Here is a 26323-nt window from a genome sequence, read left to right on the forward strand (position 1 = left end):
GTCCATCCTGCTCTGGTTTAGATCCCAGATTGTGCATTTTCACATTTTCCCGTCCTACTCAGGGAACCAAACGCGCGGCCATGCGTTTGGTTCCCAAGAAAATGTATGAGGGAGTTAAAGAATGAGCAATGACGCCAGCGCCAATCCTTCCGATCTTGTCGCTTTGCATTTGCCCAGCCTGCGCCGCTATGCACGGGCACTGACGGGCAATCAAACCAGCGGTGATCAATATGCACTGGCCGCTTTGGAAACAGTTTTGACGGAACCTGCACTGATCGCAGCCGCAAGTGATGCCAAGGTCGCGTTGTTCAACGTGTTTCATATGGTCTGGGCCAGTTCTGGCGCACCCGTGGGTCAGGCAGACACCCGGCTGTCTGCGGCAGCGCAGGCGCATATGGCCGATCTGACCCCGAACAGCCGCGAGGCCCTGCTGCTGCATTTCATCGAAGGCTTCGGCTTGGATGAAATCGCTGCAATCATGCAGGTTGACCAAGAAGAAGCGCAGGGGCTGATCGCACTTGCGCTGCGCGAGATGACCGGCACTGTCAGCGGTCGGGTGATGGTGATCGAAGATGAAGCCATCATCGCGATGGATATCATCGGTATCGTCGAGGCGATGGGCCACCAGATCACCGGCGTGGCCCGCACCCGCAAAGAGGCGGTAGAGCTCGCCAAGGCCGATATGCCCGATCTGATCCTCGCCGATATCCATCTGGCCGATGCCTCTTCCGGCATTGATGCGGTGAACGACATTCTGGGTGGCTTTGATCAGCTTCCGGTGATCTTCATCACCGCCTTCCCCGAACGCCTGCTGACCGGCGAGCGGCCAGAACCCGCCTTCCTGATCAACAAACCCTATACCGAAGAACAAGTGCGCTCTGCGGTCAGTCAGGCGATGTTCTTCGCCTCGACCGAAACTCTGATGGTGAAAGAAAACGCCTGATCTTAAAACCTGATCGCAAAGGCCGCCGCGCAGCAGCGTGGCGGCCTTTTGCTTGGCGTCGGCTTAGCTGATCGGCCCCAACAGCACATTGCGGTTCATCTTGAACGACCGCCCCTCGACCAGCACGCCATAGCCAAGCCCTGCGGCCCAAGCCAGCAGCGGCTCGTTGTTCTTGTGATCGACCTCAAGGAAAATCGGTGGGCGCGAGGCTGCGATGGTTTGCTCAAAGCCGCGCAGCACCTCCAGCTCCATGCCCTCGACATCGACCTTCAGAAAATCAATCCGCGCACCGCCCAGCAGCGCATCGCCCGAGGCCATGCTGATCTGTCCTTCCTCCGACGCCACCAGCCGCGTCGCGCCGAGGTTCTTCTCACGCGCCTCAAGGCTCATCGACGGCGCATCGCTGCGGTCCGACAGCCCGTAGCCCAGCGTCGACAGGTTCACCCGATCCAACACCCCGTTCAGGATCATGTTCGACAGGAACAACTCATACGCCACCGGGTTCGGCTCGAACGGGATGCTGACCGAGGCCCCCAGCAGCTTCAGCGCATAGATCGAATGGTTGCCAATGTTCGCCCCCGCATCGCAAAACACCCCGCCGCGCGGGAAATGCTGCGCGATCAGCTTCAACTCCTCCGGTTCATAAAACCGCCCTTTGGCATGGCGGGCCTGAATGCGGTCCTTGCGATCCGCCACGGTGAAGAAAATCGGCACGCCATCATACATCGCCCGTGTCACTCTGGTGCGGCGCGGGTTGGTAAAGATATCCGGGCTTGCGATCATCGCCAAAGCCGTCGCAGTCAGATGAGCGGGCGGGCGGGTCATGTCCATGCGGGTATCCATTCGGCTTTTGGCGGCTTCTGTTTTGGCCAGCATCACCCGCAGCGGCCCGGGGGTCAACGGCCCGCAACGCTGTGGCAGATTTGCTGTTCCCTTTCCCAGCCCTTTGCCCTATAGGCCAACGGTACATGCGTGTGAGCCCGCTCTAGGCAGAATCATCCCTTCACCACTGAGGGGGCCTTGGGGCTTTTGCGCGACAAAATTTAGTTGACCCCAAGGATACCATACCAATGGCAAACACTGCCCAGTCCAAAAAGCGCGCACGCCAAGCCGATGCCCGTCAAGACATCAACAAAGCCCGCCGCTCGCGCATTCGCACCTTCCTGCGCAAAGTTGAAGAAGCTCTGGCTTCCGGCAACCAAGACGCCGCCGCTCTGGCGCTGAAAAACGCACAGCCTGAACTGGCGCGTGGCGTTTCCAAAGGTGTCATGCACAAAAACACCGTGTCGCGCAAAATCTCGCGTCTGGCCTCGCGCGTCAAAGCTCTGGCAACCCCTGCAGCCTAAGACGCTCGGCTGCCAAGCCAAGCTGACCTTACGTCACGATAGGGCGCGCGCCGAAAGGCCGCGCCCTATCGCATTTCCGCACAGAAACCCCACCACAGAATCGGTCATCAGCGCTGTCCTGATTTTCAAAAACGCAAGCAACTTGCCGATTCCGACAGCAGATTTTTGAGGCTTTCGGCCCGCAGCGTTGCCGATTTGCACGAGCCGGGGGATTCGCGAAAGCAAACTCCTGTCAAGCAACAAGATCGGTTGCAGCGCCCCGCAGCGGCTTGCTAACTTGCCCAAGCGATTCACGTCGTCTGGGGGACACAACGCCGACAAAACCGGAAAATCAGGGGCGCCGCTGCCAAGCCATGCCCGCAATAATCTGATATTATCCTTTGTCGTCAGAGTGTTATAATGTTTGCGCCAATCTTTGGCCAACAGAGACATCACATACCGTCACCGGGTCTGCCGGCTGCGGTCGTCACAGTTTTGTCCCCGCCACCGGGCCGGGACACTCAAGCAGGTCTGGTGGTTTCACCGGTCTGATCAGAGTGTTTTTCCGGTGGAAACAGTCGTGCTGAACCGCGTGGGAACGTGGGACAACTAGAAAGCGCCATCGGGTCTCCGAAAGGCGCTTGGGGAAGACGAGACAATGACGCACGAGGCTTGGGGCAAGGTACGCGAGACGCTGGCAAAGCGGATCGGCAAAAACAATTTTACCAGTTGGATCGAGCCTTTGCGCTGGGCAGGTCTGGCCGATGGCGTCGCACGTTTTGAAGTGCCGACGACGTTTTTCGGCGACTGGGTATCGCGCAACTATTCCGACCATATCCTTGGCTTGCTGAACGCCGAAGGCCATGCCGCAGGCCGCACCGAGTTTTTCGTGCCGGTTCAGGCGCAGGCAGCCAACGCGCCTGCAGCCCCGCTCGCCGTCGATAAACCCGCCCGCGCAGGCAAGCCAAGCCGCGCGCGCTCGGATGAAGACCTGCCAGGGGCGACCCTGGACACCCGCTTTACCTTCGACAGCTTTGTCGTCGGCAAGCCCAACGAACTCGCCCATGCCGCCGCCCGCCGTGTCGCCGAAGGTGGCCCGGTCACCTTCAATCCGCTCTTCCTTTATGGCGGCGTCGGCTTGGGTAAAACCCACCTGATGCACGCCATTGCGCATGAATTGCAGTCCCGCCAGCCACACCTGCGCGTGCTGTATCTCTCGGCCGAGCAATTCATGTACCGCTTCGTGCAGGCCCTGCGCGACAAGCAGATCATGGATTTCAAAGAGCTGTTCCGCTCGGTTGACGTGCTGATGGTCGATGATGTGCAATTCATCGCGGGCAAGGATTCAACACAGGAAGAATTCTTCCACACCTTCAACGCGCTGATTGATCAAAACAAACAGATCGTGATTTCGGCAGACCGCGCGCCGGGCGAGATTAAAGATCTGGAAGACCGCATCAAATCCCGCCTGCAATGCGGCTTGGTGGTCGATCTGCACCCCACCGATTACGAACTCCGCTTGGGCATCCTGCAACAGAAGGCCGAGTATTACCGCCAACAATACAAAGGCTTGGCGATCTCAACCGGGGTGCTGGAATTCCTCGCGCACCGCATCACCACCAACGTCCGCGTGCTGGAAGGTGCCCTCACCCGCCTGTTCGCCTTCGCCTCACTGGTAGGCCGCGAAATCACGCTGGAATTGGCGCAAGATTGCCTCGCCGACATCCTGCGCGCCTCGGATCGCAAGCTGACCATCGAAGAGATCCAGCGCAAGGTCGCCGAGCATTACAACATCCGCCTGTCGGATATGATCGGCCCGAAACGCCTGCGCAACATCGCCCGGCCGCGCCAGGTCGCGATGTATTTCGCCAAGCAACTGACCTCGCGCAGCCTACCCGAAATTGGTCGCCGTTTTGGGGGCCGCGATCACACCACGATCATGCATGGCGTGCGCAAAATCGAAGAGCTGATGACCACCGATTCGCAGCTTTCCGACGATCTGCAACTGTTGCGGCGTCAGTTGCAGGCTTAAGGCGGTCCCGGCGGGCTTGACGGCCTGCGGAATCGCCCTCAAAGTCCCGAAAATGCTTGTGAACCGGCCAAAACCGGATAGTTTCGACGTCCCTGCATGGGGGCGCCACCAAGGGGAACGACATGAAGATCAGCATCGAACGCGCAACGCTTCTGAAGGCGCTGGCGCAGGCTCAATCGGTGGTGGAACGCCGCAACACGATTCCGATCCTCGCCAACGTGCTGATCGAGGCCGAGGGTGACACGGTATCCTTCCGCGCCACCGATCTGGATATCGAAGTGGTCGACCGCGCCCCTGCGATGGTGGAACGCGCCGGGGCCACCACGGTTTCCGCCGTCATGCTGCATGAGATCATCCGCAAGCTGCCCGATGGCGCTTTGGTGGCTTTGACCGAAGATGCCACCACCGGCCGCCTGACCATTGCCGCAGGCCGATCTACATTCAGCCTTGCCACCCTGCCGCGCGAAGATTTCCCGGTGATGGCAACGTCCGAGTATTCCTCGAACTTCGCCGCCCCTGCCCCGGTGCTGCGCCGCCTGTTCGACAAGGCGAAGTTTGCGATCTCGACCGAGGAAACCCGCTACTACCTGAACGGCGTCTACATGCATGTCTCGACCGGCGATGTCGGTGCCGTGCTGCGCTGCGTGGCGACCGACGGCCACCGTCTGGCCCGCATCGACGCGCCCTTGCCGGAAGGTGCGCAGGGCATGCCCGGCGTGATCGTGCCGCGCAAGACCGTGAACGAATTGAAGAAACTGCTGGACGACGATTCCGCAGTCATCGCGGTGTCGGTGTCAGAAACCAAAGTCCGCTTTGCGACGCCCCTGATCACCCTGACCTCCAAAGTCATCGACGGCACCTTCCCCGACTACACCCGCGTCATCCCCACCGGCAACACCCGCCGCTTGGAAGTCGACGCCACCGAATTCGCCAAAGCCGTCGACCGCGTGGCCACCGTGTCCTCCGAACGCTCGCGTGCGGTGAAACTCAGCCTCGACGAAGACCGCCTGATCCTCTCGGTCAACGCCCCGGATTCCGGCGCTGCCGAAGAAGAACTCGCCGTGGCCTATGCCGATGAACGGCTGGAAATTGGCTTCAACGCCAAATACCTGCTGGAAATCGCGTCGCAGGTAGACCGTGAAAACGCGGTGTTCCTGTTCAACTCCTCGGGCGATCCGACCCTGATGCGTGAGGGCAATGACATGTCGGCGGTCTATGTCGTCATGCCGATGCGGGTTTAACACGCGCTAGGGGGCTAGCCCCCAAACCCCCAGGATATTTCCGCCAAGATGAAAGGGATCAGCGTGAGCGGGCTTGCCATCACCGCGCTCAGCCTCTCGCATTTCCGCAGCCACAAAGCCGCGCGGCTGGCCTTTGATGGCCGCCCGGTGGCGATTGTCGGCCCGAATGGCGCGGGCAAGACCAATATCCTTGAAGCGGTCTCGCTGCTCTCCCCCGGTCGCGGTTTGCGACGGGCAGGTGCCGATGAAATCGCCCGCAAGCCCGAAGCCTTGGGTTGGAAAGTCACCGCCGATCTGCGCGGCTTTGGGGCTGATCATCAGGTGGAAACCTGGGCCGAAAGCGGCGACACGCGCTCTGTCCGCATCGACGGCAAAGCCACCACCCAATCCGCCTTGGGCCGCATCGCCCGCGTGCTCTGGCTGGTGCCCGCGATGGATCGGCTGTGGATTGAGGCTGCCGAGGGTCGCCGTCGCTTCCTTGACCGCATGACGCTGTCTTTCGCCCCCGACCATGCCGAAGCGGTGCTGGCCTATGAAAAAGCCATGCGCGACCGCAACCGTTTGCTGAAGGATCAGATCACCGATCCGCATTGGTATGGCGCTTTGGAGTCGCAAATGGCCAGCGCTGGCGCGCAGATCACCGCCAACCGCCAAGCCGCCCTGACCCGCCTGCGCCAAGCCCAGCAGGATGCCGAAACCGCCTTCCCCCGCGCCGATCTGACCCTGACGGGCGAGGATGCGGATGATCTCACCACAACCCTGTCGGAAAACCGTCGCCGCGATATGGCCGCTGGTCGCACGCTGGTAGGCCCACACCGCGCCGATATGTCTGCTGTTTACGCCGCCAAAGCCGTGCCCGCCGAGCAATGCTCCACCGGCGAGCAAAAGGCGCTGCTGATCAGCCTGATCCTCGCCAATGCCCGCGCGCTGGCTGCCGATCTGGGGGCAGCCCCCATCCTGCTGCTCGACGAGGTTGCGGCCCATCTCGACACCAACCGCCGTGCAGCACTTTACGACGAACTCTGCGCCTTGGGGGCGCAAGCCCTGATGACCGGCACCGAAGCCGCTTTGTTCGACAGCCTTGGTGCGCGGGCACAAAGCTTCACCATCACCGACCAAGACGGCGCGTCGCAGGTCAGCCCATGATCGAAATCACTCCTGAGGCCGCCCTCACCGCCACGGATGAGACCCAAATCGCCACCCTGCTGGCCCGTTGCTTCGACACCCCCTTCAGCAACCGCAGCTACTACCGCCAACGCCCGCATCTGCGGCTGATCCATCGCCAGCACGGCCAGATCATTGGCCATATCGGCCTGCTGTTGCACGGGATCCGGCTTGGCGGCACCCTGACCGAAATTGCGGGGCTGGTCGAAGTCGCCACTCACCCCGCCCATCGCGGCCAAGCCATCGCCAGCACTCTGCTGCGCGCCGCAATCACGCAAGCCCATGCCACCCAAGCCGAGTACCTGCTGCTGTTTGGCGAGGCAGCCCTTTACGCGGGCCACGGTTTCACCCGCCATACCAACATCTTGACCTACCTCGACATCACCGAAACCCGCACCCGCGATATCCTGACCGAACCCGCCCAAACCCTGATGGTGTTACCCCTGCGCGGCCAAATCTGGCCCACCAGCGCACCGCTGGACATGCTCGGCCCGCTCTTTTAAGCATCACGCAAAGAGAGGTTCCAAATGACGGTCAGCCTGTACGAGTTGATGCTTTACGCGGGCGGCATGGCGCTGCTGTGGGTTGTTCCCGGCCCGGTCTGGGTGGCACTGACTGCCCGCGCTTTGTCGGGCGGCTTTGCCAGCGCCTGGCCCCTCGCCATTGGTGTCGCCTTGGGCGATCTGATCTGGCCTATGGCGGCGATCTTTGGGCTGATCTGGATTCAATCAATCTACGGTGATTTCCTATTGCTGCTGCGCTGGGTCGCGGCAGCGGTCTTCATCGTCATGGGGATTTTGCTGATCCGCAAGCCCGCCGTGGCCCCCACGGCAGACGGCCGCATGACCAAGCCGGGGATGTGGGCGGGCTTTGCCGTGGGCCTCGCGGCGGTGATCGGCAACCCAAAAGCGATCCTGTTTTACATGGGCTGGTTGCCGGGCTTCTTTGATCTTTCCCGCGTCAAAGCCCCTGACATCGCCGCGATTCTGGCGATTTCAGCGCTAGTGCCGATGCTGGGCAACCTTGGCCTTGCGCTGTTTCTCGACCGCGCCCGCCGCCTGCTGTCCAGCCCGGAAAGCATCCGCAAACTCAACCTCGTCTCGGGCATTTTGCTGATCGGCGTCGGCCTGGTGATTGCAGCGTCAAACCGCTAAATCTTGTGCCCAAGGCGTGACATCCCCCCCCCGAGCCGCTATAAGTCGGGCACAATTTAAGGGGTGAAAACCACATGGCCGAAGAGCCGAAAAAGCCGGAATCCTACGGGGCCGATTCTATCAAAGTTCTCAAAGGCTTAGAAGCTGTTCGCAAGCGTCCGGGCATGTATATCGGCGACACCGACGATGGCTCGGGTCTGCACCATATGGTGTATGAAGTCGTCGACAACGGCATTGATGAAGCTTTGGCCGGACATGCCACTGCGGTGACGGTAAAAATCCACGCCGACAACTCGGTTTCGGTGCGCGATAACGGCCGCGGCATCCCGGTGGACATGCACAAGGAAGAGGGCGTTTCGGCGGCCGAGGTCATCATGACCCAGCTGCACGCTGGCGGCAAATTCAACAACACTGACGACAGCGGCAACGCCTACAAAGTCTCGGGCGGCTTGCATGGCGTTGGCGTTTCGGTGGTAAACGCGCTGTCGGAATGGCTGGAACTGACCGTCTGGCGCAACGACATCGAATACCGCGCCCGCTTTGAGCATGGCGAATGCGTGGTGCATGTCTACGAAGTAGGCCCCGCGCCGGGGATGCGCGGCACCGAAGTGCGCTTCCTCGCTGCCGCCAAAACCAACATCCCGGACGGCACGTTCTCGAACCTCGATTACAGCTTCAAAACGCTGGAACATCGGTTGCGCGAACTGGCCTTCCTGAACTCGGGCGTGCGCATCATCATCGAAGATGACCGCCCCGCCGAGCCTTTGCACACCGAACTTTACTATGACGGCGGCGTGAAGGAATTCGTCAAATACATCGACAGATCGAAGACCTCGATCATGTCCGAGCCGATCTACATGATTGGTGAGCGCAATGGCATCGTGGTCGAAGTCGCGATGTGGTGGAACGACAGCTACAATGAAATGGTGCTGCCCTTCACCAACAACATCCCGCAGCGCGATGGCGGCACGCATCTGGCGGGCTTCCGTGGGGCGCTGACCCGCACAATCAACGCCTATGCGCAATCCTCGGGTATCGCCAAGCGTGAGAAGATTGATTTCACCGGCGACGATGCCCGCGAGGGCCTGACCTGTGTGTTGTCGGTGAAAGTGCCGGATCCGAAATTCTCCAGCCAGACCAAAGACAAGCTGGTCTCGTCCGAGGTGCGCCCTGCGGTTGAAAACATGGTCAACGAAAAGCTGGCCGAGTGGTTTGAAGAAAACCCGCAGAACGCCAAGATCATCGTGGGCAAGATCATCGAGGCCGCGATGGCGCGTGAGGCGGTGCGCAAGGCCCGCGAACTCACTCGCCGCAAGACCGCGCTCGATGTGTCAAACCTGCCCGGCAAACTTGCTGATTGTCAGGAAAAAGACGCCTCCAAGGCCGAGATTTTCCTCGTCGAGGGCGATTCGGCTGGTGGTTCCGCGAAACAGGGCCGCTCACGCGCCAATCAGGCCGTGCTGCCTTTGCGCGGCAAGATCCTGAACGTCGAACGCGCGCGCTTTGACCGCATGCTCGGCTCTCAGGAAATCGGTACGCTGATCACCGCACTCGGCACCGGCATTGGCCGGGATGAGTTTGATATCAAGAAGTTGCGCTACCACAAGGTCGTCATCATGACCGACGCCGATGTTGATGGCGCGCATATCCGCACCTTGCTGCTGACCTTCTTCTTCCGGCAAATGCCGCAGCTGATCGAGGGCGGCTTTCTCTACATCGCGCAACCGCCGCTGTATAAAGTCGCGCGCGGCAAGTCCGAGGTCTATCTGAAAGATCAGGCCGCGCTTGAAGATTATCTGGTGGAAATGGGCATCGAAGGCGCGGTGCTGCGCCTGACCGATGGCTCTGAAATCGCGGGCAACGATCTGGCACGGGTCGTGGAAGGCGCGCGCCAGTTCCGCCGCATTCTGGATGCCTTCCCCACCCACTACCCGCGCGGCATTCTGGAACAGGCCGCTTTGGCCGGGGCGTTTGATCCGGCCAATCTTGGCGGCGATCTGCAAGGCGTGGCCGATATTGTCGCGAAGCGCCTGAACATGATCGCGCTGGAATATGAAAAAGGCTGGACCGGCCGCATCACCCAAGACCACGGCATTCGCCTGTCCCGTGTGCTGCGCGGCGTTGAAGAGCTGCGCACGCTCGACGGCGCGGTGCTCCGCTCGGGTGAGGCCCGCCGTCTCGCCGCGATCTCGCGCGACACCCGCGATCACTTCCGCGATCCGGCCCGTCTGACCCGCAAAGACCGCGAACAACTGGTGCATGGCCCGATTGATCTGCTGAAATCGGTGCTGGCCGAGGGCGAAAAAGGCCTTACGCTGCAACGCTATAAGGGCTTGGGCGAGATGAACCCGGAACAGCTGTGGGAAACCACTCTGGACCCAGAGGCTCGCACCCTGCTGCAAGTCAAGGTCGATGATCTGGCCGAAGCCGATGACATCTTCACCAAACTTATGGGCGATGTCGTGGAACCCCGGCGTGAATTCATTCAGGCCAACGCACTGAACGTCGAACATCTCGACGCCTGACCAAAATCGGCTGCCGTGTCGCAAAGACGCGGCAGCCGTCCCGTGTGGCTTACACACTCCATCCGCTCAATCGCGGCCTTCATCCTTGATCGCCAGCAGATTGCCGCAAGCCTTGCAATGCACCGCGTCTCGATCGTGGCGGCTAAACCCGCAATGGGTGCACGTGTAATCCACTTTCGCAGGCCGCAACACCACTTGCACCAACCGCAAGAACAGCGACACGCCAAAGATCATGATCGCAATCGAGATCAACTTGCCGAATGGCCCCACCAGCGTCACATCGCCAAAGCCGGTGGTCGTCAGGGTCGCGATGGTGAAATAGGCCGCATCCACATAGTTCTGGATCCCTGGGTTGATGCCGCGCTGAGTTTCAAACACCAATGCCGTGGTAAAGAAGATAAAGCAGGTCAGATTGATCGCGGCCTTAATCGTGCTTTCACGGTCGCGGAAGAACTGAACATCGTTGCGCAACTGCTTCAAGATCTGATGCGATTGCAACAGCCGCAGCATCCGCACAACCCGCATGAAGGCCAGCCCCTCGCCGGTCAGCGGCATGATCAGCGAGATCACCACAAGCACGTCAATCACATTGAAAAAGCGCAACATCTCGCGCAATGGGCGCTTGCTCAGCCACAGCCGCGCGACAAGATCTGCCAAAATGATCACGCCAAACAGCGCATCGACCAGTTTGACATACAGCCCATAATCGAAAAACGACGAGGCAATCAGAAACACAATCGTGGTCAGATCGAAGGCCAGCAACATATAGCGAAACCGTATCGCCACCACTGAACGCCCAAAGTAAAGCTCTCTCAGTCGCGCTCTTGCCCGTATCTCGGTCATTGCCCCCGGTGCTGCCTCTCCAAATCGTGCTGCCCCTGCAAACCGTGCTGCCTGTCCAAAATGGTGACCCCGGCGTGATTCGAACACGCGGCCTACGGTTTAGGAAACCGTCGCTCTATCCGGCTGAGCTACGGAGTCACGCGACCCTACATGCGAAAAATCCTGCGCAGATGCAACAGGATTGGCACAGGTAAAGGGAGGGGAATTAAGGGGGAGTGACTTTTGGCCCACCACTCCCCCTCGGGTCCGTCGCGTCTGGGTTGAGAGCTTGCAGGACGCGCCGAATATCGTCGGCACGAATGCCGTTACCGCTAACATATCGCAGCCATGATCACAGAACAAGCATTTTCTTGCGCGCATCCCCCGCCCAAAGACCGCTTCACCCAAGAATAGGAACGGGGGCTTGGACATATGCGGAATTGGCGATAACAAGGTAGAAACCATTTCACAGGCCATTCCCTTGAGCAAACCCCCGATCACCGAACCGCGCCGCACCCTGACCCTTCGCGATGTGTCCGAGGCCTCAGGCGTCAGCGAAATGACGGTCAGCCGGGTGCTGCGCAATCGCGGCGATGTGTCGGACAGCACGCGCGAACGCGTGTTAGAAGCCGCTCGCCGTCTGGGCTATGTGCCGAACAAGATCGCAGGCGCCTTGGCCAGCCAGCGCGTCAATCTGGTCGCGGTGATCATCCCCTCGCTGTCGAACATGGTGTTCCCCGAAGTGATGACGGGCATTTCCGATATATTGGACGATACCGGCCTGCAACCCGTTGTTGGCGTTACCAATTATTCGCCAGACCGCGAAGAATCCGTGCTGTATGAGATGCTGTCATGGCGTCCCTCGGGCGTGATCATCGCAGGGCTAGAGCATACCGAAGCCGCGCAAGCCATGCTGGCGCAAGCCGGGATTCCGATTGTCGAAATCATGGATATCGATGGCAATCCGGTCGATTCAGCCGTCGGCATCTCGCACCGCCGCGCGGGTCGTCAGATGGCCGAGGCGATCATCGCCGCAGGCTATCGCAACATCGCCTTCCTTGGCACGATGATGCCCTACGATCACCGCGCCCGCAAACGGCTGGAAGGTTTTGAAGAGGCGCTCGCCAAGGCTGGCCTAAGCCTCGTGGACCGAGAGTTTTACTCCGGCGGCTCGGCCCTGCTGAAAGGTCGTGAGATGACCGAAGCCGTGCTGACCCGCAGCCCACAGGTCGATTTTCTGTATTATTCCAATGACATGATCGGCGCGGGTGGCTTGCTCTACTGCCTGCACAAAGGCATCGACGTGCCGGGGCAGGTCGGTCTGGCAGGCTTTAACGGTGTCGAATTGCTCGACGGCCTGCCGATCAAACTGGCGACTATGGACGCCTGCCGCTTGGAAATCGGCCGCGTCGCCGCCGAAATCATCTCAGGCAAACACTCCTCTGGCACCATCGGCGGCGAGGTGATCGAGCTGTTCCCCACCCTGCAAAAAGGCGACACGATTCGGGGGTAGGGCGCGATGTGAGCAAATCGCGACAGAGGGTCGCGCCCGACCTCGGGATGGCGCGCCAAGGCTGGTTCTAGGCGCTTTATGCCTCAACAACTCCCACCGAATTTCTGCTGGCACCGTTGCAAACGCGCCCTCCCAGCGGGAGGTCGGGCGCGGCCCGGCGGGCTTCGCCCTTGATTCCGGGCACAGAAGAGGCAAGCGGACGACCAGATTAGGTTTGCAACTAGTAGCTACCCTGAAAGAGAGCCTGTATGCGGACCTTAATGGGTACAGCCTGTTATCCTTTAGATACAGGCTAAGCCTTTTTGGCCGCCTCATCGGAAATCCGCTTCACAGCACCGAGCGCTTGAATAACGAAAGCCGCGCGCTGGTCCTTGTGTCTCGACATATCCATCGCCGCCCATATCAAACCGATAGAGATGACCGTATGTTGTTTTAGCTGCAATTCCAGAGCTTCAGCACTCATGGAGCGCGTCCCATGTTTGCCAGCATAAATAGCTCGGTTCCGGAACTCGGCTCGATCATTGATCGCTTCAACCATCCTTCTGTCGTCCGGAAAATTTGATAGGAACGCGTCGAGGGCTCGGTCTGGGGCTGTATCCTCACCGTCAGGATTATAGGATATAAGCCCTAGGTTTAGATGGTAGATTTTTGGTTCTTCGTCGCTGTCAATGCGTGCGAAGAGATCATCCTTCTCTTGGTGCAGAGTGAAACTCATTTTTGCACGTCCGGCATCGTCAGCAACCATGCGCGCAAATTCGACCACCACCGACTTGTGACGATGATCCTTTACATTGACGCAGTTGGCCACGTCCTTGTAGCCGTGCGCCTTCGCGGACCACACGAAAGCCGCGACCGCCTCCTCAACGGCATGGGTGGCACAGAAGAAGGATACCGTAGGAGCAATACCGGCTATTTTATCCGCGTTGATCAGATACACCCAAGCGTTCATAGAGCAGTACTTTGCGCGTCCAGATAACCGCTCACGCGCGTTTGCGCATATCCACTGTGCCGTTGCTGCGGACATGAGTTCACTGATGATGGTCATGGATTACCCCAAATACCGTTCTTATCCTGCAATAGAAAAGCTCAAAACTAATTCTTTCTTGTCTCAATACGTAACGAAGTGCAGGGTCCGCAATGGGCTCAAAACGACATCTCGATCCCAGCCCCCTAAGGATTGATCCACTCTCTGCCTCAAAACGTATCACTACCAAACCGCACCGGAGGCTCGCATGACACCGCAACGCCCGCTTGCAATTTGCACCGCTTTGGCCGCAGCCTTCATCCTGTCGCAAACCGGAGCACCCCAGATGGCCGAAGCAGCCGATCCCGCCCCCAGCTTTCAGTTCACTTCAATCGACGGCGGCAGCTACGATACCGCAAAATGGCGCGGCAAGCCGGTGCTGGTGGTCAACACCGCCTCGATGTGCGGCTACACCCCGCAATATGCCGATCTGCAGGCGCTGGCAGATCACTACGGCGACACAGCCGTGGTGCTGGCGGTGCCCTCGGATGACTTCAACCAAGAACTTGCCTCGGATACCGAGGTGAAAGATTTTTGCGAGTTGAACTACAATCTGACCTTGCCGATGACCACCATCGCCCATGTCGCGGCGGGTGAGGTGCATCCGTTTTACGCGTGGATCAGCGACACCACGGGCTTCGTGCCGGGTTGGAATTTCAACAAAGTGCTGATCGACCCCGATGGCAATTTCGTGCAGGGTTGGGGCTCCAACGCGCAGCCGATGGGCGCCGTGAAAGACGCGATGGATGCGGTTATGACCGCAGGGAAGTCCTAACAAGTCGTTAACGACATCCCTCTAACCCATTGAAATCATGCGATGGCATCCAGTGTCCACACGTGGACACTCACAGCCGCGCCGCCAATCGCGCGCCCTGATCAATCGCCCGCTTGGCATCCAATTCCGCCGCCACATCCGCCCCGCCGATCACATGGGCGGCAATCCCAGCCTCGGCCAAAAGGTCCGCCAACCCCCGCTCCGGCACCTGCCCGGCACACAGAACCACATGATCCACCGCCAGCATTTCCTCGACCCCATCCCGGGAAATCCGCAAGCCTCCCGCCTCGATCCCCAGATAGCTGACCCCGCCCCACATCTTCACGCCCTTCATCTGCAAGGCCGCGCGATGGATCCATCCGGTGGTTTTCCCCAGCCCGCGCCCCGGCTTCTCCGCCTTCCTCTGCAGCAACCAAACCTCTCGCGCAGGCGCATCCGGGTCCGGTTCCGCCAGCCCGCCCGCCGTCACCCCCGGATCACCCACCCCCCATTCCCGCCGCCATTCCGCGGGATGCTCCGTCACCGAATGCCCCCCCGCCACCAGAAACTCAGCCACATCAAACCCGATCCCCCCGGCCCCGATCACCGCAACCCGTCGTCCAACGGGCGCGCCCCGCAGCACCTCGATATACGACAGCCCCCGCTCCTGCCCCGCGATCCCCGGATCACGCGGGCTAACCCCCGTGGCCACCACCACCTCGTCAAAGCCGCGCAGATCGTCGACCCCAGCGGTTTGCCCCAACCGGGTCTCAATTCCAGCCGCAGCGACACTCGCCGCGAACCAATCCACCAGCCCGTTGAACTCCTCTTTCCCCGGCACCAACCGCGCCAGATTCAACTGCCCACCCAAGACTGCGGCCCGGTCAAACAAGGTCACCCGATGCCCCCGCTTGGCCGCGACCAGCGCCGTCATCAGCCCAGCAGGCCCCGCCCCCACGACAGCCACCCGCTTGGAAATCTCGGCCGGTTCGTAGGACAGCACGGTTTCATGACAGGCGCGCGGGTTGACCAGACAAGAGGTCAGCTTGCCGGAAAAGGTATGGTCCAAACACGCCTGATTGCAGGCGATACAGGGCGCGATCTGATCCGCCCGCCCCGCCGCAGCTTTGGCGACGAAATCCGGGTCGGCCAGAAAAGGCCGCGCCATCGACACCATATCGGCGGCCCCTTCGACCAGCAAAGCCTCGGCCACTTCCGGCGCATTGATGCGGTTCGACGTGATCACCGGGATCGAAACTTCGGGCCGCAGCCGGGCGGTCAGATGGGCGAAAGCAGCGCGGGGGACCGAAGTGGCGATGGTGGGCACGCGGGCCTCGTGCCAGCCGATGCCGGTGTTCAGGATGCTCGCCCCGGCAGCCTCAATCGCGCGGGCCAAAAGGACAACCTCGTCCCAGGTCGAGCCATTCGGGATCAGGTCGATCAGGCTGATCCGGTAGATCAGGATGAAATCGAGGCCAACAGCCTCGCGCACCCGACGGACCACCTCGACGGGCAGGCGCATGCGGTTCTCAAAACTGCCACCCCAGCGATCCTCGCGGTGGTTGGTGTGGGAGACGAGGAACTGGTTCAGGAAATACCCTTCCGACCCCATCACCTCGACCCCATCATAGCCCGCCTCGCGGGCGCGGGTCGCGGCGGTGACGATATCGGCGATTTGTTTCTCTATCCCTGCCTCGTCCAAAGCGTGCGGGGGAAACGGCGAGATCGGGGATTTCACCGCCGAGGCCGACACGCAGTCTTTCGAATAAGCGTACCGTCCCGCGTGCAGGATTTGCATGGCGATCAGGCCGCCGGCTGCGTGAACCCGGTCCGTCACGATGCGGTGGTTTGCGATATCTTGCGGGGTGAACAGCCCTGCCGCGCCCGGAAAAACGCCGCCTTCAGAGTTCGGGGCCATGCCGCCCGTCACCATCAATCCGACCCCGCCGCGCGCCCGTGTGGCGTAAAATTCCGCGACACGGTTCCAGTCGCCGGTCTCTTCCAGCCCGGTGTGCATCGAGCCCATCAGCACGCGGTTTTTCAGGGTGATATGGCCCAGATCAAGCGGGGCGAGCAGGTGGGGATAGGGCATCTTGGTCCTCCGGTTCGGCGCAGGATGTCTGGGTTTGGAGATTTTGTCACCCAAAACGCGGCGTCACTTTTGTGGCATGTCCACGCGTGGCCAGATTTCCGATCCATGTAAATCAAGGGCTTACACATAGCCCATTTACACTTTCTTCATAGCTTCGCGCATCACGCCACAATCCCATTGCAACCCCGGCAGCAGGGCGCAATCTTAGGCCACGCAGCCCGGAGGCCACTATGACCCAGATTGCCCGCATCACCAATCTTGTCGACGCCATGACGCTGGCCGAACAGGTCAGCCTGTTGTCGGGCGCGGATTTCTGGAGCCTTCCGGCGATCCCACGCCTGAACATCCCGAAACTGCGCGTCACCGATGGGCCGAATGGCGCGCGCGGCGGCGGCAGCTTGATTGGCGGGGTGAAATCTGCGGCGTTTCCGGTGGGAATCGCGCTGGGGGCAACATGGCACCCGGATTTGCTGCGCGAAATCGGCGGGGCCTTGGCGGATGAGGTGAAATCAAAAGGCGCGCATGTGCTGCTGGCGCCGACGGTGAACATCCAACGCAGCCAGACCAATGGCCGGAATTTTGAATGCTATTCGGAAGACCCGATTCTGACGGCAGAGCTTGCTGTGGGCTATATCACCGGGCTGCAAGCGCAGGGCGTGGCTGCGACGATCAAGCATTTTGTCGGCAATGAATCCGAGATCGAGCGCACCTTGATCTCGTCCGAAATTGATGAACGCACGCTGCGTGAGGTCTATCTGGTGCCGTTTGAAGCGGCGGTGAAGCGCGCGAACACCTGGGCGGTGATGAGCAGCTACAACCGCTTGGGCGGGATTTTCACCAGTGAACACGGCTGGCTTTTGAACACCGTGCTGCGCGACGATTGGGGCTTTGACGGGGTGGTGATGTCGGATTGGTTCGGCAGCCATTCAACGGCGGAAAGCGTCAATGCGGGTTTGGATCTGGAAATGCCGGGGCCTGCGCGGGATCGCGGCGCCAAGCTGATTGCGGCGGTCGAGGCGGGCGAGGTTTCGGCTGAGGTGGTGCGGGAACGCGCGCTGAACGTGCTGCGCTTGATGGCGCGGACAGGGGCGCTGGAAGATCATTCCGACTGGGCGGAGCACGCCGATGATCGGCCGGAACACCGGGCCTTGATCCGGCGTGCCGGGGCGGAAGCGGCGGTTTTGTTGAAGAATGACGGGGTGTTGCCGCTTGGCACTGGCAAGCTGGCGGTGATCGGGCCGAATGCCAAGGTGGCGCAGATCATGGGCGGCGGCTCGGCGCAGCTGAACGCGCATTACCGGGTGTCACCCTATGACGGGCTGATCGCTGCCGGGGTTGCGGTGGATTATGCCTATGGCTGTGACAACGGAAAATTCCAGCCGCTGTTGCCGGGGCCATTAAAAATGGAAATGTTTTTCAATCGTGCGCTGGAAGGCGAGCCGGTGGCGGTGGATGAGCTGCCAGAGGCGACCGGATTCTGGTTTGGCCAGTTGAAAGGCGGCGTCGATGCCGCGCATTTCTCGGCGCGGATTTCAACGCGGTTCACCGCCAACGCAACCGGAACTTGGCGGCTGGGCCTGCGCGCCGCGGGCTTGGCGCGGGTGTTTGTCGATGGCGTGCAACTGGTCGAGGCTTGGGAAAGCTGGACGCGGGGGACGACGTTTTTTGAGGAAGGCTGCGACGAGGTTCTGGCCGATCTGCCGATGGTGGCGGGGCAAAGCTATGACATCGTGATCGAGTTTGCCTCACGGGTTTCCGACAATCTGGGCTTTTCTGCGCTGGCGGTGGGTCTGGGCCTGCCCGCAGGCGACGGTGAAATCGCCGAGGCGGTCGCCGTGGCGCAAGCGGCGGATGTGGCGGTGCTGTTCGTCGGGCGCGATGCGTCCTGGGATACCGAGGGCGCCGATCTGCCGGACATCGCTTTGCCGGGGCGGCAGGCGGAACTGATCGCGGCGGTGGCGGCGGTTCAGCCGCGCACGGTGGTGGTGTTGCAAACCGGCGGTCCGGTCGAGATGCCTTGGCTGGAGGATGTCGCGGCGGTTTTGCAGGCGTGGTATCCGGGGCAAGAGGCGGGCAATGCGATTGCCGATGTGCTGTTGGGGGCCGAGCCCGGCGGGCGGTTGCCGCAGACCTTTCCGGCACGCTGGGCCGATGGCGTGACGCAGACGCAAGACCCCGAGATTTATCCGGGGCTGGCTGGCCGGGTGCGCTATGAGGAAGGCGTGTTCATCGGCTATCGCCATGCCGATCGCATGGGCGTGCCGCCGCTGTTTCCGTTTGGCTTCGGGCTGTCTTACACGCAGTTTGAACTGGCAGATCTGACGGTGGACGGCACAGAGATTGCGGTGACGGTGCGCAACGTCGGGGCAAGGGCGGGCAGCGCGGTGGTGCAGCTGTATGTGACCCCGGTGGCGGCTGCGGTGGCGCGGCCTATGCGCGAGCTGAAGGCTTTCGCCAAGGTGGCGCTGGCGGCGGGGGCCGAGCGGCGGGTGGTGCTGGGGCTGGCCCCGCGCGACTTTGCGTGGTTCTGCGTCGAGCGGCGGGCCTGGGTGGTGGAAGCCGGACGCTATGGCATCGAGCTGGGGCAATCCGCCGCCGATCTGCCGCTGAAGGCCGCAGTGCAGATGCAGGCGGCGGTGCTGCCAGTGTGATTTTGCGGCGCAGCGAGACGGGCAGAATGCTGCGATTTCGCTGCGCAGCAAGGGCGTTAAATCAATGTGTTAGATCACATCGCCGTTTCAAGGCAATGGCGGCGGAACGCGCGCTTCAACATGTCCAGCTCGGCGCGCAGCAGGTCAAGTTCGGCGCGGACATCGTCTTCCATCGCCACCCCGGTGATGATGGTGAAATGTGCCAGGGTTTGCCCGGTGCCCTGATTGCGGATCAGAAAGGTCTGCACGCCTTCACTGAGCAGTTCCGCCGGGATCGGCACCTGCACGGCAAACTCGCCGGGGCGGTCAGGGATAGCGGTGACGGTGACGCCGGTGACGGGCTGCTCCAGATGCAGCACGTCCAGCGCGGGGGCCGTGGCAACCCCGGTCAGCACGCCTTCCCAGATGCCAGCGCGGATGCGGGTTTTGGTGAGTGTGGTATCAGACATCAAAACCTCAGAGTTCGGCGCGCGGGCGGCGCGAAAAGGTCACATCGCGCAGGATGATCTGGTTCATCTCGGGGCCTTCGAAGATCAGGTCGATCCAGAGTTTTTCCACCCGCTTTTCGTTGATCTTGGAATAGGCGAGGTCAAATTCGACCATCACCTCTTCTTCATTCAGCGGCAGTTCACGGACGATCTGTTCGATGTTGGGGCCGTGTTTGATGTTCAGCCGGGCGAAGATTTCCAGCGGCTTTTCCATCTCGACGATCACATCCATGCGGATGATGTGATTTTGCTTCAGGCCGCGCGCGGCGTCTTCCGGCAGATCGACCACCAGCGACAGGAAAGAGCCATCGAAGCGAAACACGTCCATGCGAAAGCCGAACGGCGCAATATCGGCCTCACGCGTGTTGCGGATCTGGCGCACGGTCAGTTCCGAGCGGCGGCAATCGTGAAAGATCGTGGCACCTTCGTAGATCGGCGATTTGCCGGGAACGCTGGCAAAACCCGGCACCGGGATCGAGCCCTTCCACAACTCGGGCCGCCAGACCCAATCGGTGCCAAGCGGTTTGCGGATGATGTTAGAGCCGATCACCGGCAGGGCAAGGCGATGATCGGCCGCATGGATCACCCGATCCAGATTGCGGCGCAGGGCGCGGGCGCGGGCGCGCATACCACGCAAGCCGTCAAGATCGGTGCCAGGTGCCGCATCGGCCGCCTCGCCCCAGCGGCGCAAGGCGCGCTTGTGCAACAACCGATCGAGCAACCCTGTCATCCGCCCAGCCATGAAGCCTTCCCGCACTTTCCTTGAGCTTTCCACTGTTGAATATATGGAAACTATACTGTTATCGCTGCAAAAATCTTAATACTCCACCCCAAAGGCTGGCAATCGCCAAGAACTGTCGCGATCTTTGACGGATGCCAGGTTATGTGGGCGCTTTGTTGGCGGCGCGCAGCGCGTCCAGGGCTTTTTCAAGCAGGATGCGGCCCTCGGCTGGGTCAAGCCGCAGTTCTTCGGTGCCGGTTGCGGACAGCGTGACCAGTCGGCCTTTCACCCCGATCACCGCGCGCCAATATTCGCCGACATTGCGGTCTTGCAGGTGCAGCAGGAACGCATCGCCCGAGCCCAAAGCCGCAATAATCCTGACATCCCCCGCGCGGCCCGAGCGTGCCAGCGTGGCGCGCCCCTGCGCCGAGGTGAAGAACGCGGCCAAAGCGGGGCCACCCGCTGTCATCACCCCCGCAGAGCCGCCCTGCCCGATGGAAACCGTGATCAGCGCGGGCTTGGCCGTCATGGCATCGCTGCAACGCCCCATCAGAATAACGGCGGTGTCACGGCTTTCCCGGCTGGCTTTGCCGTCGATGCAATAGCCCGGCGGTACGCCAACTTGCAGCGCGCCACCCAGCACGGGTGCTGTGCGCGACGAGGTAAAGCCGCTGCCAATCTGACAACCCGTCAGTGCTATCCCGAGGGCGATCAAAGCGGCAAGACGGGTCAGTTTTTGCATCGGTCAGGCTCCGGTTCGGCACCATGCGGGGATCAGGCTGCGGCAGGCTGGTGTTGGCAAAGCGATAAGGCCGGGTGCGCTTTGACACAAGGCGGATATGTGGCTAGCACAGGACAGGGAGATTTCACATCAAGGTGCCGACGGCATATGACCAGCATTCGTGACATCGCAAAGCTCGCCGGGGCCTCGGTGGCGACAGTGTCGCGCGTGATCAATCACAGCGGCTATGTCAGTGCGGCCACGCGGGCGCGGGTGGAACAAGCCATTGCGGCGCTGGATTTTACCCCCAGTGCCAATGCGCGGCGGATGCGCAGCGGCAGCAGCAAGATGGTCGGCGTGGTGCTGCCTGCGCTGGATGTGCCGTTCTTTGGCATCTTGGCGCATGTGGTCGAGCAAGAGCTGTTCCAGCGCGGGCTGCAAGCGCTGATCTGTTGCACCGATGAAAGTGCGGCTCAAGAAGCACGCTACATCTCTATGCTGCTGGCGCATAAGGTTGATGGCGTGCTGGCGGCAAGCGTGCTGGAAGACAGCACACAATATCAACGGCTGGTCGATGCCGGAGTTCCGATTGTGGCAATTGACCGGGCTTTGCCGGGTTTGGCGGCGCACAGCGTGACCGCAGACCATTTTACCGGCGGGCGGATGATGGCCGAGCATTTGCTCGACTTGGGGCATCGTCGCATCGCGGTGATTGGCGCACCGTCACACAGCACGCCCGTACAGGCGCGCGTGCAAGGCGCTGTAGAACGGCTGGCCGAGGCTGGTCTGAGCGCGCAAGTGGTGTTGGGGGGCGCGCATGACTTCGATTCCTGCCGCAGTCTGGCCGAGAGGATTTTGGCGCAGGGCAATGCAGAGGATCGCCCGACAGCGCTGATCGGCACCACCGATATCGCGGCGATAGGCGCTATTCATGCCGCGATTGGCATGGAGCTGTCTGTGCCCGACGATATCTCGGTGATCGGGTTTGATGACTTGCCGGAAGCCCGCTATGTCTTGCCAGCTTTGACCACGGTGGCGCAGCCCTTGCGCGAAATCGGCGTGCAAGCGGTGGCGCAGCTGTCCGCGCTGATGGCGGGCGAGCTGGTCGAACCTGCCGAATTGCCGCTGCGCCTGATGCTGCGCGATACCACGGCGCCGCCGCGTTAGGCGGGCTTCTGTGGTCGGATGTGAGCGTCGGCTTTGGCCATTCGCCCATATTTCGCGCCATATGCACATATTATAGGCATTACCGCGCGGGGCTGCGCAGTTTAGCGGCACTGCTGCGCCCTGCGCATTTTCGCCGACCCATGGCAGTGCTGTAGTCGGGGTCGAGGAGACTCCGATGCTTGCGACCCCGGCCACCCCAATGCAGCGCAGCCATGGTTCGGCTTTCGCCAGCTTTCGCTGTCTGGATGGTCGCGCGCGTCTGGTCGATCTGGCGCAAAGTGGTTCGGCCAAGGCGATGCTGCCGAAGGTGGCGGGCGTGCCAGAGGTGGTGTTTCTGAACACCTCGGGCGGGCTGACCGATGGTGATGTCTTGTCGTATCGGCTGGATCTGGCGGCGGGCTGTCGGGTGACGGCCACAACGCAAACCGCCGAGCGGGTCTATGCCAGTCGGGGTGCTGCGGCGCGGGCGGTGGTGCAGATGCAGATCGGCGCGGGCGGCCATCTCGATTGGTTGCCGCAAGAGACAATTTTGTTTGATGCCAGCCACTTGGCGCGCGACACGCAGGTCGATCTGGCGGCGGATGCCTCTTGTTTGCTGTCGGAAACCGTCATTCTGGGCCGTCATGCGATGGGCGAGGTTTTGACCGATGCACGGCTGACCGATGCACGGATGGTGCGGCGCATGGGGCGTCCGGTCTGGGCAGAAACCATGCGGATTGACGGGTCAGTTTTGGCGGATGCCTCTGCCGCGCTGCTGGGCCAAGCGCGCGGCTTTGCGGTGATCGCGCTGATCGCACGGGGAGCAGAGGATGCTTTGCCCCGGCTGCGGGCTGCCCTGACTGTGGCGGGGTGTGAGGCCGCCGCCTCAGCCTTTGACGGCAAATGTATCGCCCGGATTGTGGCCCGTGATGGCTGGCCATTGAAGCAACAAATAGCCCAAGCGCTGGCGGCTTTGCGGACCGGACCGCTGCCCCGCGTTTGGCAACTGTAGGAGACACGGATGAACCTGACCCCGCGAGAGCGTGAGAAACTGCTGATCTCGGTCGCAGCCATGGTGGCGCGTGGGCGACTTGCCCGTGGCGTCAAGCTGAACCACCCCGAGGCGGTGGCGCTGATCACCGATTTCGTCGTCGAAGGCGCACGCGATGGCCGCACCGTGGCCGATCTGATGCAGGCCGGCGCGCATGTGATTTCCGCCGATCAATGCATGGATGGCATCCCGACGATGATCCATTCCGTGCAGGTCGAGGCAACCTTTCCCGATGGCACCAAGCTGGTGACCGTCCACCACCCTATTCGCTAAGAGGTTCATATGAAACGTATTCTGACTGCGCTGCCGATGCTTCTTGCCCCCTCTGTCGCCTTGGCGCATCCGGGGCATGGTTATGGTCTTGAGGCCGGATTTCTGCACCCCTTCACCGGAACCGATCACCTGTTGGCGATGATCGGAGTCGGCCTTTGGGCGGCAATCTTGGGCGGGCGGGCGCGATGGGCGCTGCCTGCGGGCTTCCTTGGCGCGATGGCTTTGGGCGGTGCGTTGGCGATGAACCTTGGTCTGGGTGCCGCAGCGCAAGCGGTGGAACCTGCGATCATCGCCTCGGTGATCCTGCTGGGCGCTGTCGTGGCACTCGCCCTGCGCGCGCCTTTGGCTGCGGCGCTGCCGCTGGTCGGCCTGTTCGGGCTGGCACATGGCGCAGCGCATGGGGTCGAGATGGTCGGCAACGGGTTGGTCTTTGGTGCCGCGATGCTGACCGCCACCGCCTTGCTGCACGGCGCGGGTCTGGCCTTGGGTCTGGCGTTGAACGGGCGGATTGCCCGTGCTTTGGGTGGTGCGACTGCAGTGGCGGGCCTCGCGCTCGCCTTCGCGTAAGGGGGCTTTGATGATCCCCGGAGAAGTGTTCCCCGCCGAAGGCACGATTGAACTCAACGCAGGCCAGCCGAGTATCACCCTGATGGTCGCCAACACCGGCGACCGGCCCGTGCAGGTGGGCAGCCACTACCACTTCGCCGAAACCAACCCCGGCCTGAGTTTCGACCGCACCGCCGCCCGTGGCATGCGCCTCGACATTGCCGCAGGCACCGCCGTGCGCTTTGAACCCGGCCAATCCCGCGAGGTTCGCCTGACCCCCTACGGCGGCCTCCGCCGGGTGTTCGGCTTTAACGCCGCCGTGATGGGAGACCTATAATGGCCACACGCATCGCCCGCGCCGATTACGCTGCCATGTATGGCCCGACCACCGGGGATCGTATCCGGCTGGGGGACACCGATCTGATCATCGAGGTTGAGCGCGATCTGACCACCTATGGCGAAGAGGTCAAATTCGGCGGCGGCAAGGTGATCCGCGACGGCATGGGGCAAAGCCAGATCCCACGGGCTGGCGGTGCGGTGGATACCGTGATCACCAATGCGCTGATCCTTGATCATTCCGGCATCTACAAAGCCGACGTCGGCCTGCGCGATGGGTTGATCCACAAGATTGGCAAGGCGGGCAACCCGGATACCCAATCGGGCGTCGATATCATCATCGGCCCCTCCACCGAAGTGATCGCCGGAGAGGGCCGCATCCTGACCCCCGGCGGCATGGATGCGCATATCCATTTCATCTGCCCGCAGCAGGCCGAGGATGCGCTACACTCCGGCGTCACCACGCTGTTCGGCGGTGGCACTGGCCCCGCACATGGCACTTTGGCGACCACCTGCACCCCCGGCCCTTGGCATATCGGGCGGATGCTGATGGCGCTGGATTCCATCCCGATGAACTTTGGCATTTCCGGCAAGGGCAATGCCAGCCAACCCGCGGGTCTGGTGGAAATGGTCAAGGCGGGCGCGTCTGCGCTGAAGCTGCACGAGGACTGGGGCACCACGCCCGCCGCCATTGATTGCTGCCTGTCGGTGGCCGACGATATGGACGTGCAGGTGATGATCCACACCGACACGCTGAACGAATCCGGCTTTGTCGAGAACACCTTAGCGGCGATCAAGGGCCGCACCATCCACGCCTTTCATACCGAGGGCGCGGGCGGCGGCCATGCCCCCGATATCCTGCGCGTGGTCGGTCATGCCAACATCATCCCATCGTCCACCAACCCGACGATGCCCTACACCCGCAACACGGTGGAGGAGCATCTCGACATGCTGATGGTGTGCCATCACCTTGATAAATCCATCCCCGAGGATGTCGCCTTCGCCGAATCCCGCATCCGGCGTGAGACGATTGCGGCGGAAGATATCCTGCACGACATGGGCGCGCTGTCGATCCTGTCGTCGGACAGTCAAGCGATGGGCCGGATTGGCGAGGTGATCATCCGCACCTGGCAAACCGCGCATAAGATGAAAGTCCAGCGCGGTCGACTGTCCGATGAAGCCGGGCAGAATGACAACATCCGCGCCCGCCGCTATGTCGCGAAGTACACCATCAACCCGGCGATTGCGCACGGGATTTCCGCCCATATCGGCAGCATCGCCGAGGGCAAACGCGCCGATCTGGTGCTGTGGAACCCGGCGTTCTTCGGCGCAAAGCCCGAGATGGTGCTGATGGGCGGCATGATCGCCGTGGCGCAGATGGGCGACCCGAACGGCTCGATCCCGGTGCAACCGATGTATTCCCGCCCGATGTTCGGCGCTTTGGGCCGCGCGATGCACGCGAGCACCGCCACTTTCGTCAGCCAAGCCGCTTTGGCCGATGATGTAGGCGGCAAACTGGGCTTGGGCAAAACCGTGCTTGCCGTGCAGAACACCCGCACCATCGGCAAGGCCGATATGATCCTGAACCACGCCCGCCCCGAGATCACCGTCAACCCGGAAACCTACGAAGTCCGCGCCGATGGCGAACTGCTCACCTGTGAACCCGCCACCGAACTGCCGCTGGCGCAGCGCTATTTCCTGTTCTGATGTCACAGCGCAGCCATGTGATTGCCGCAATGCAGCAATGTCCTTTCAGGCATTGTTTCGTGTCGGCTGTGCTGCCAAATAACATGCAGGGAGG

The 26323-nt window shown here is 61.6% G+C and carries 25 protein-coding genes and 1 tRNA gene; 17 read left to right on the forward strand and 9 right to left on the reverse strand.

The annotated features are described in order from the left end of the window. Window positions 1-121 precede the first annotated feature (121 nt). The gene (locus tag U1A24_RS04595) at window positions 122-943 is read left to right on the forward strand and encodes a response regulator (protein ID WP_322320798.1); all 822 of its coding nucleotides are present in this window, start codon (window positions 122-124) and stop codon (window positions 941-943) included. A 63-nt stretch (window positions 944-1006) separates the two neighbouring features. Here U1A24_RS04595 and U1A24_RS04600 read toward each other — a convergent pair whose 3' ends face one another. Then, complete coding sequence (locus U1A24_RS04600) at window positions 1007-1786, reverse strand: FkbM family methyltransferase (protein ID WP_322320799.1); 780 nt, start codon at window positions 1784-1786, stop codon at window positions 1007-1009. Window positions 1787-2013: 227 nt separating this feature from the next. Between U1A24_RS04600 and rpsT the strand changes: the two genes are divergently transcribed. After that, window positions 2014-2289: a 30S ribosomal protein S20 gene (gene rpsT / locus U1A24_RS04605; protein WP_054008238.1), complete on the forward strand. Its 276-nt coding sequence runs from the start codon at window positions 2014-2016 to the stop codon at window positions 2287-2289. 33 nt (window positions 2290-2322) lie between these two features. On the opposite strand, the gene U1A24_RS04610 is transcribed toward rpsT, so the two are convergent. Then, complete coding sequence (locus tag U1A24_RS04610) at window positions 2323-2721, reverse strand: hypothetical protein (RefSeq protein WP_322320800.1); 399 nt, start codon at window positions 2719-2721, stop codon at window positions 2323-2325. A 205-nt stretch (window positions 2722-2926) separates the two neighbouring features. Between U1A24_RS04610 and dnaA the strand changes: the two genes are divergently transcribed. The 6 genes from dnaA to gyrB all read left to right on the forward strand — a co-directional run bounded on the left by dnaA (window position 2927) and on the right by gyrB (window position 10384). Beyond that, the gene (dnaA, locus tag U1A24_RS04615; RefSeq protein ID WP_322320801.1) at window positions 2927-4300 is read left to right on the forward strand and encodes a chromosomal replication initiator protein DnaA; all 1374 of its coding nucleotides are present in this window, start codon (window positions 2927-2929) and stop codon (window positions 4298-4300) included. 122 nt (window positions 4301-4422) lie between these two features. Next, window positions 4423-5541, forward strand: a complete 1119-nt coding sequence (gene dnaN / locus U1A24_RS04620; RefSeq protein ID WP_322320802.1) for a DNA polymerase III subunit beta — start codon at window positions 4423-4425, stop codon at window positions 5539-5541. Between the two features lie 48 nt (window positions 5542-5589). Beyond that, window positions 5590-6687: a DNA replication/repair protein RecF gene (gene recF / locus U1A24_RS04625; RefSeq protein ID WP_416173457.1), complete on the forward strand. Its 1098-nt coding sequence runs from the start codon at window positions 5590-5592 to the stop codon at window positions 6685-6687. Beyond that, window positions 6684-7208 (forward strand): GNAT family N-acetyltransferase, encoded by a 525-nt coding sequence (locus tag U1A24_RS04630; RefSeq protein WP_322320804.1) that lies wholly within the window; start codon window positions 6684-6686, stop codon window positions 7206-7208. Before recF ends, U1A24_RS04630 begins: the two co-directional genes overlap by 4 nt. Before the next feature lie 24 nt (window positions 7209-7232). Then, window positions 7233-7859 (forward strand): LysE family translocator, encoded by a 627-nt coding sequence (locus tag U1A24_RS04635; RefSeq protein WP_322320805.1) that lies wholly within the window; start codon window positions 7233-7235, stop codon window positions 7857-7859. 74 nt (window positions 7860-7933) lie between these two features. Then, complete coding sequence (gyrB, locus tag U1A24_RS04640) at window positions 7934-10384, forward strand: DNA topoisomerase (ATP-hydrolyzing) subunit B (RefSeq protein WP_322320806.1); 2451 nt, start codon at window positions 7934-7936, stop codon at window positions 10382-10384. A 66-nt stretch (window positions 10385-10450) separates the two neighbouring features. On the opposite strand, the gene U1A24_RS04645 is transcribed toward gyrB, so the two are convergent. Both U1A24_RS04645 and U1A24_RS04650 read right to left on the reverse strand, forming a co-directional pair. Beyond that, entirely contained in the window at window positions 10451-11170 is a 720-nt protein-coding gene (locus U1A24_RS04645; RefSeq protein WP_322320807.1) for an ion channel, read from the reverse strand. A 118-nt stretch (window positions 11171-11288) separates the two neighbouring features. After that, a tRNA-Arg gene (locus tag U1A24_RS04650) sits at window positions 11289-11365 on the reverse strand. 322 nt (window positions 11366-11687) lie between these two features. Between U1A24_RS04650 and U1A24_RS04655 the strand changes: the two genes are divergently transcribed. Further along, complete coding sequence (locus U1A24_RS04655) at window positions 11688-12719, forward strand: LacI family DNA-binding transcriptional regulator (RefSeq protein WP_322320808.1); 1032 nt, start codon at window positions 11688-11690, stop codon at window positions 12717-12719. A gap of 292 nt (window positions 12720-13011) precedes the next feature. Here U1A24_RS04655 and U1A24_RS04660 read toward each other — a convergent pair whose 3' ends face one another. Then, window positions 13012-13764: a hypothetical protein gene (locus U1A24_RS04660; RefSeq protein WP_322320809.1), complete on the reverse strand. Its 753-nt coding sequence runs from the start codon at window positions 13762-13764 to the stop codon at window positions 13012-13014. Window positions 13765-13951: 187 nt separating this feature from the next. On the opposite strand from U1A24_RS04660, the gene U1A24_RS04665 reads away from it, so the two are divergent. After that, window positions 13952-14518, forward strand: a complete 567-nt coding sequence (locus tag U1A24_RS04665; protein WP_322320810.1) for a glutathione peroxidase — start codon at window positions 13952-13954, stop codon at window positions 14516-14518. Window positions 14519-14588: 70 nt separating this feature from the next. Here the strand turns inward: U1A24_RS04665 and U1A24_RS04670 are convergent, their stop codons facing one another. Then, a complete protein-coding gene (locus tag U1A24_RS04670) occupies window positions 14589-16589 on the reverse strand; it encodes an NADPH-dependent 2,4-dienoyl-CoA reductase (protein ID WP_322320811.1) in 2001 nt (666 codons plus the stop codon). Window positions 16590-16819: 230 nt separating this feature from the next. On the opposite strand from U1A24_RS04670, the gene U1A24_RS04675 reads away from it, so the two are divergent. After that, window positions 16820-19240 (forward strand): glycoside hydrolase family 3 protein, encoded by a 2421-nt coding sequence (locus tag U1A24_RS04675; RefSeq protein ID WP_322320812.1) that lies wholly within the window; start codon window positions 16820-16822, stop codon window positions 19238-19240. Window positions 19241-19314: 74 nt separating this feature from the next. Here the strand turns inward: U1A24_RS04675 and U1A24_RS04680 are convergent, their stop codons facing one another. From U1A24_RS04680 to U1A24_RS04690, 3 genes are all read right to left on the reverse strand, one after another. After that, window positions 19315-19689: a hypothetical protein gene (locus U1A24_RS04680; RefSeq protein ID WP_322320813.1), complete on the reverse strand. Its 375-nt coding sequence runs from the start codon at window positions 19687-19689 to the stop codon at window positions 19315-19317. Window positions 19690-19696: 7 nt separating this feature from the next. Further along, on the reverse strand, window positions 19697-20458 hold the full coding sequence (locus U1A24_RS04685; RefSeq protein WP_322320814.1) for a DUF6478 family protein: 762 nt from the start codon (window positions 20456-20458) through the stop codon (window positions 19697-19699). A 151-nt stretch (window positions 20459-20609) separates the two neighbouring features. Next, complete coding sequence (locus U1A24_RS04690; RefSeq protein WP_322320815.1) at window positions 20610-21191, reverse strand: hypothetical protein; 582 nt, start codon at window positions 21189-21191, stop codon at window positions 20610-20612. A gap of 147 nt (window positions 21192-21338) precedes the next feature. Here U1A24_RS04690 and U1A24_RS04695 point away from each other — a divergent pair, with 147 nt between their 5' ends. The 6 genes from U1A24_RS04695 to ureC all read left to right on the forward strand — a co-directional run bounded on the left by U1A24_RS04695 (window position 21339) and on the right by ureC (window position 26229). After that, on the forward strand, window positions 21339-22337 hold the full coding sequence (locus U1A24_RS04695) for a LacI family DNA-binding transcriptional regulator (protein WP_322320816.1): 999 nt from the start codon (window positions 21339-21341) through the stop codon (window positions 22335-22337). Window positions 22338-22512: 175 nt separating this feature from the next. Further along, complete coding sequence (locus U1A24_RS04700) at window positions 22513-23328, forward strand: urease accessory protein UreD (protein ID WP_322320817.1); 816 nt, start codon at window positions 22513-22515, stop codon at window positions 23326-23328. A gap of 9 nt (window positions 23329-23337) precedes the next feature. Further along, window positions 23338-23640, forward strand: coding sequence for an urease subunit gamma (locus U1A24_RS04705; RefSeq protein WP_322320818.1), 303 nt, complete (start codon window positions 23338-23340; stop codon window positions 23638-23640). A 9-nt stretch (window positions 23641-23649) separates the two neighbouring features. Then, window positions 23650-24207: a HupE/UreJ family protein gene (locus tag U1A24_RS04710; protein WP_322320819.1), complete on the forward strand. Its 558-nt coding sequence runs from the start codon at window positions 23650-23652 to the stop codon at window positions 24205-24207. 10 nt (window positions 24208-24217) lie between these two features. Beyond that, complete coding sequence (locus U1A24_RS04715) at window positions 24218-24523, forward strand: urease subunit beta (RefSeq protein WP_322320820.1); 306 nt, start codon at window positions 24218-24220, stop codon at window positions 24521-24523. Beyond that, complete coding sequence (gene ureC, locus U1A24_RS04720; protein WP_322320821.1) at window positions 24523-26229, forward strand: urease subunit alpha; 1707 nt, start codon at window positions 24523-24525, stop codon at window positions 26227-26229. Before U1A24_RS04715 ends, ureC begins: the two co-directional genes overlap by 1 nt. The last annotated feature ends 94 nt before the right edge of the window (window positions 26230-26323 follow it).

Source organism: Cypionkella sp., assembly GCF_034376685.1.
Classification (GTDB): Bacteria; Pseudomonadota; Alphaproteobacteria; order Rhodobacterales; family Rhodobacteraceae; genus Cypionkella.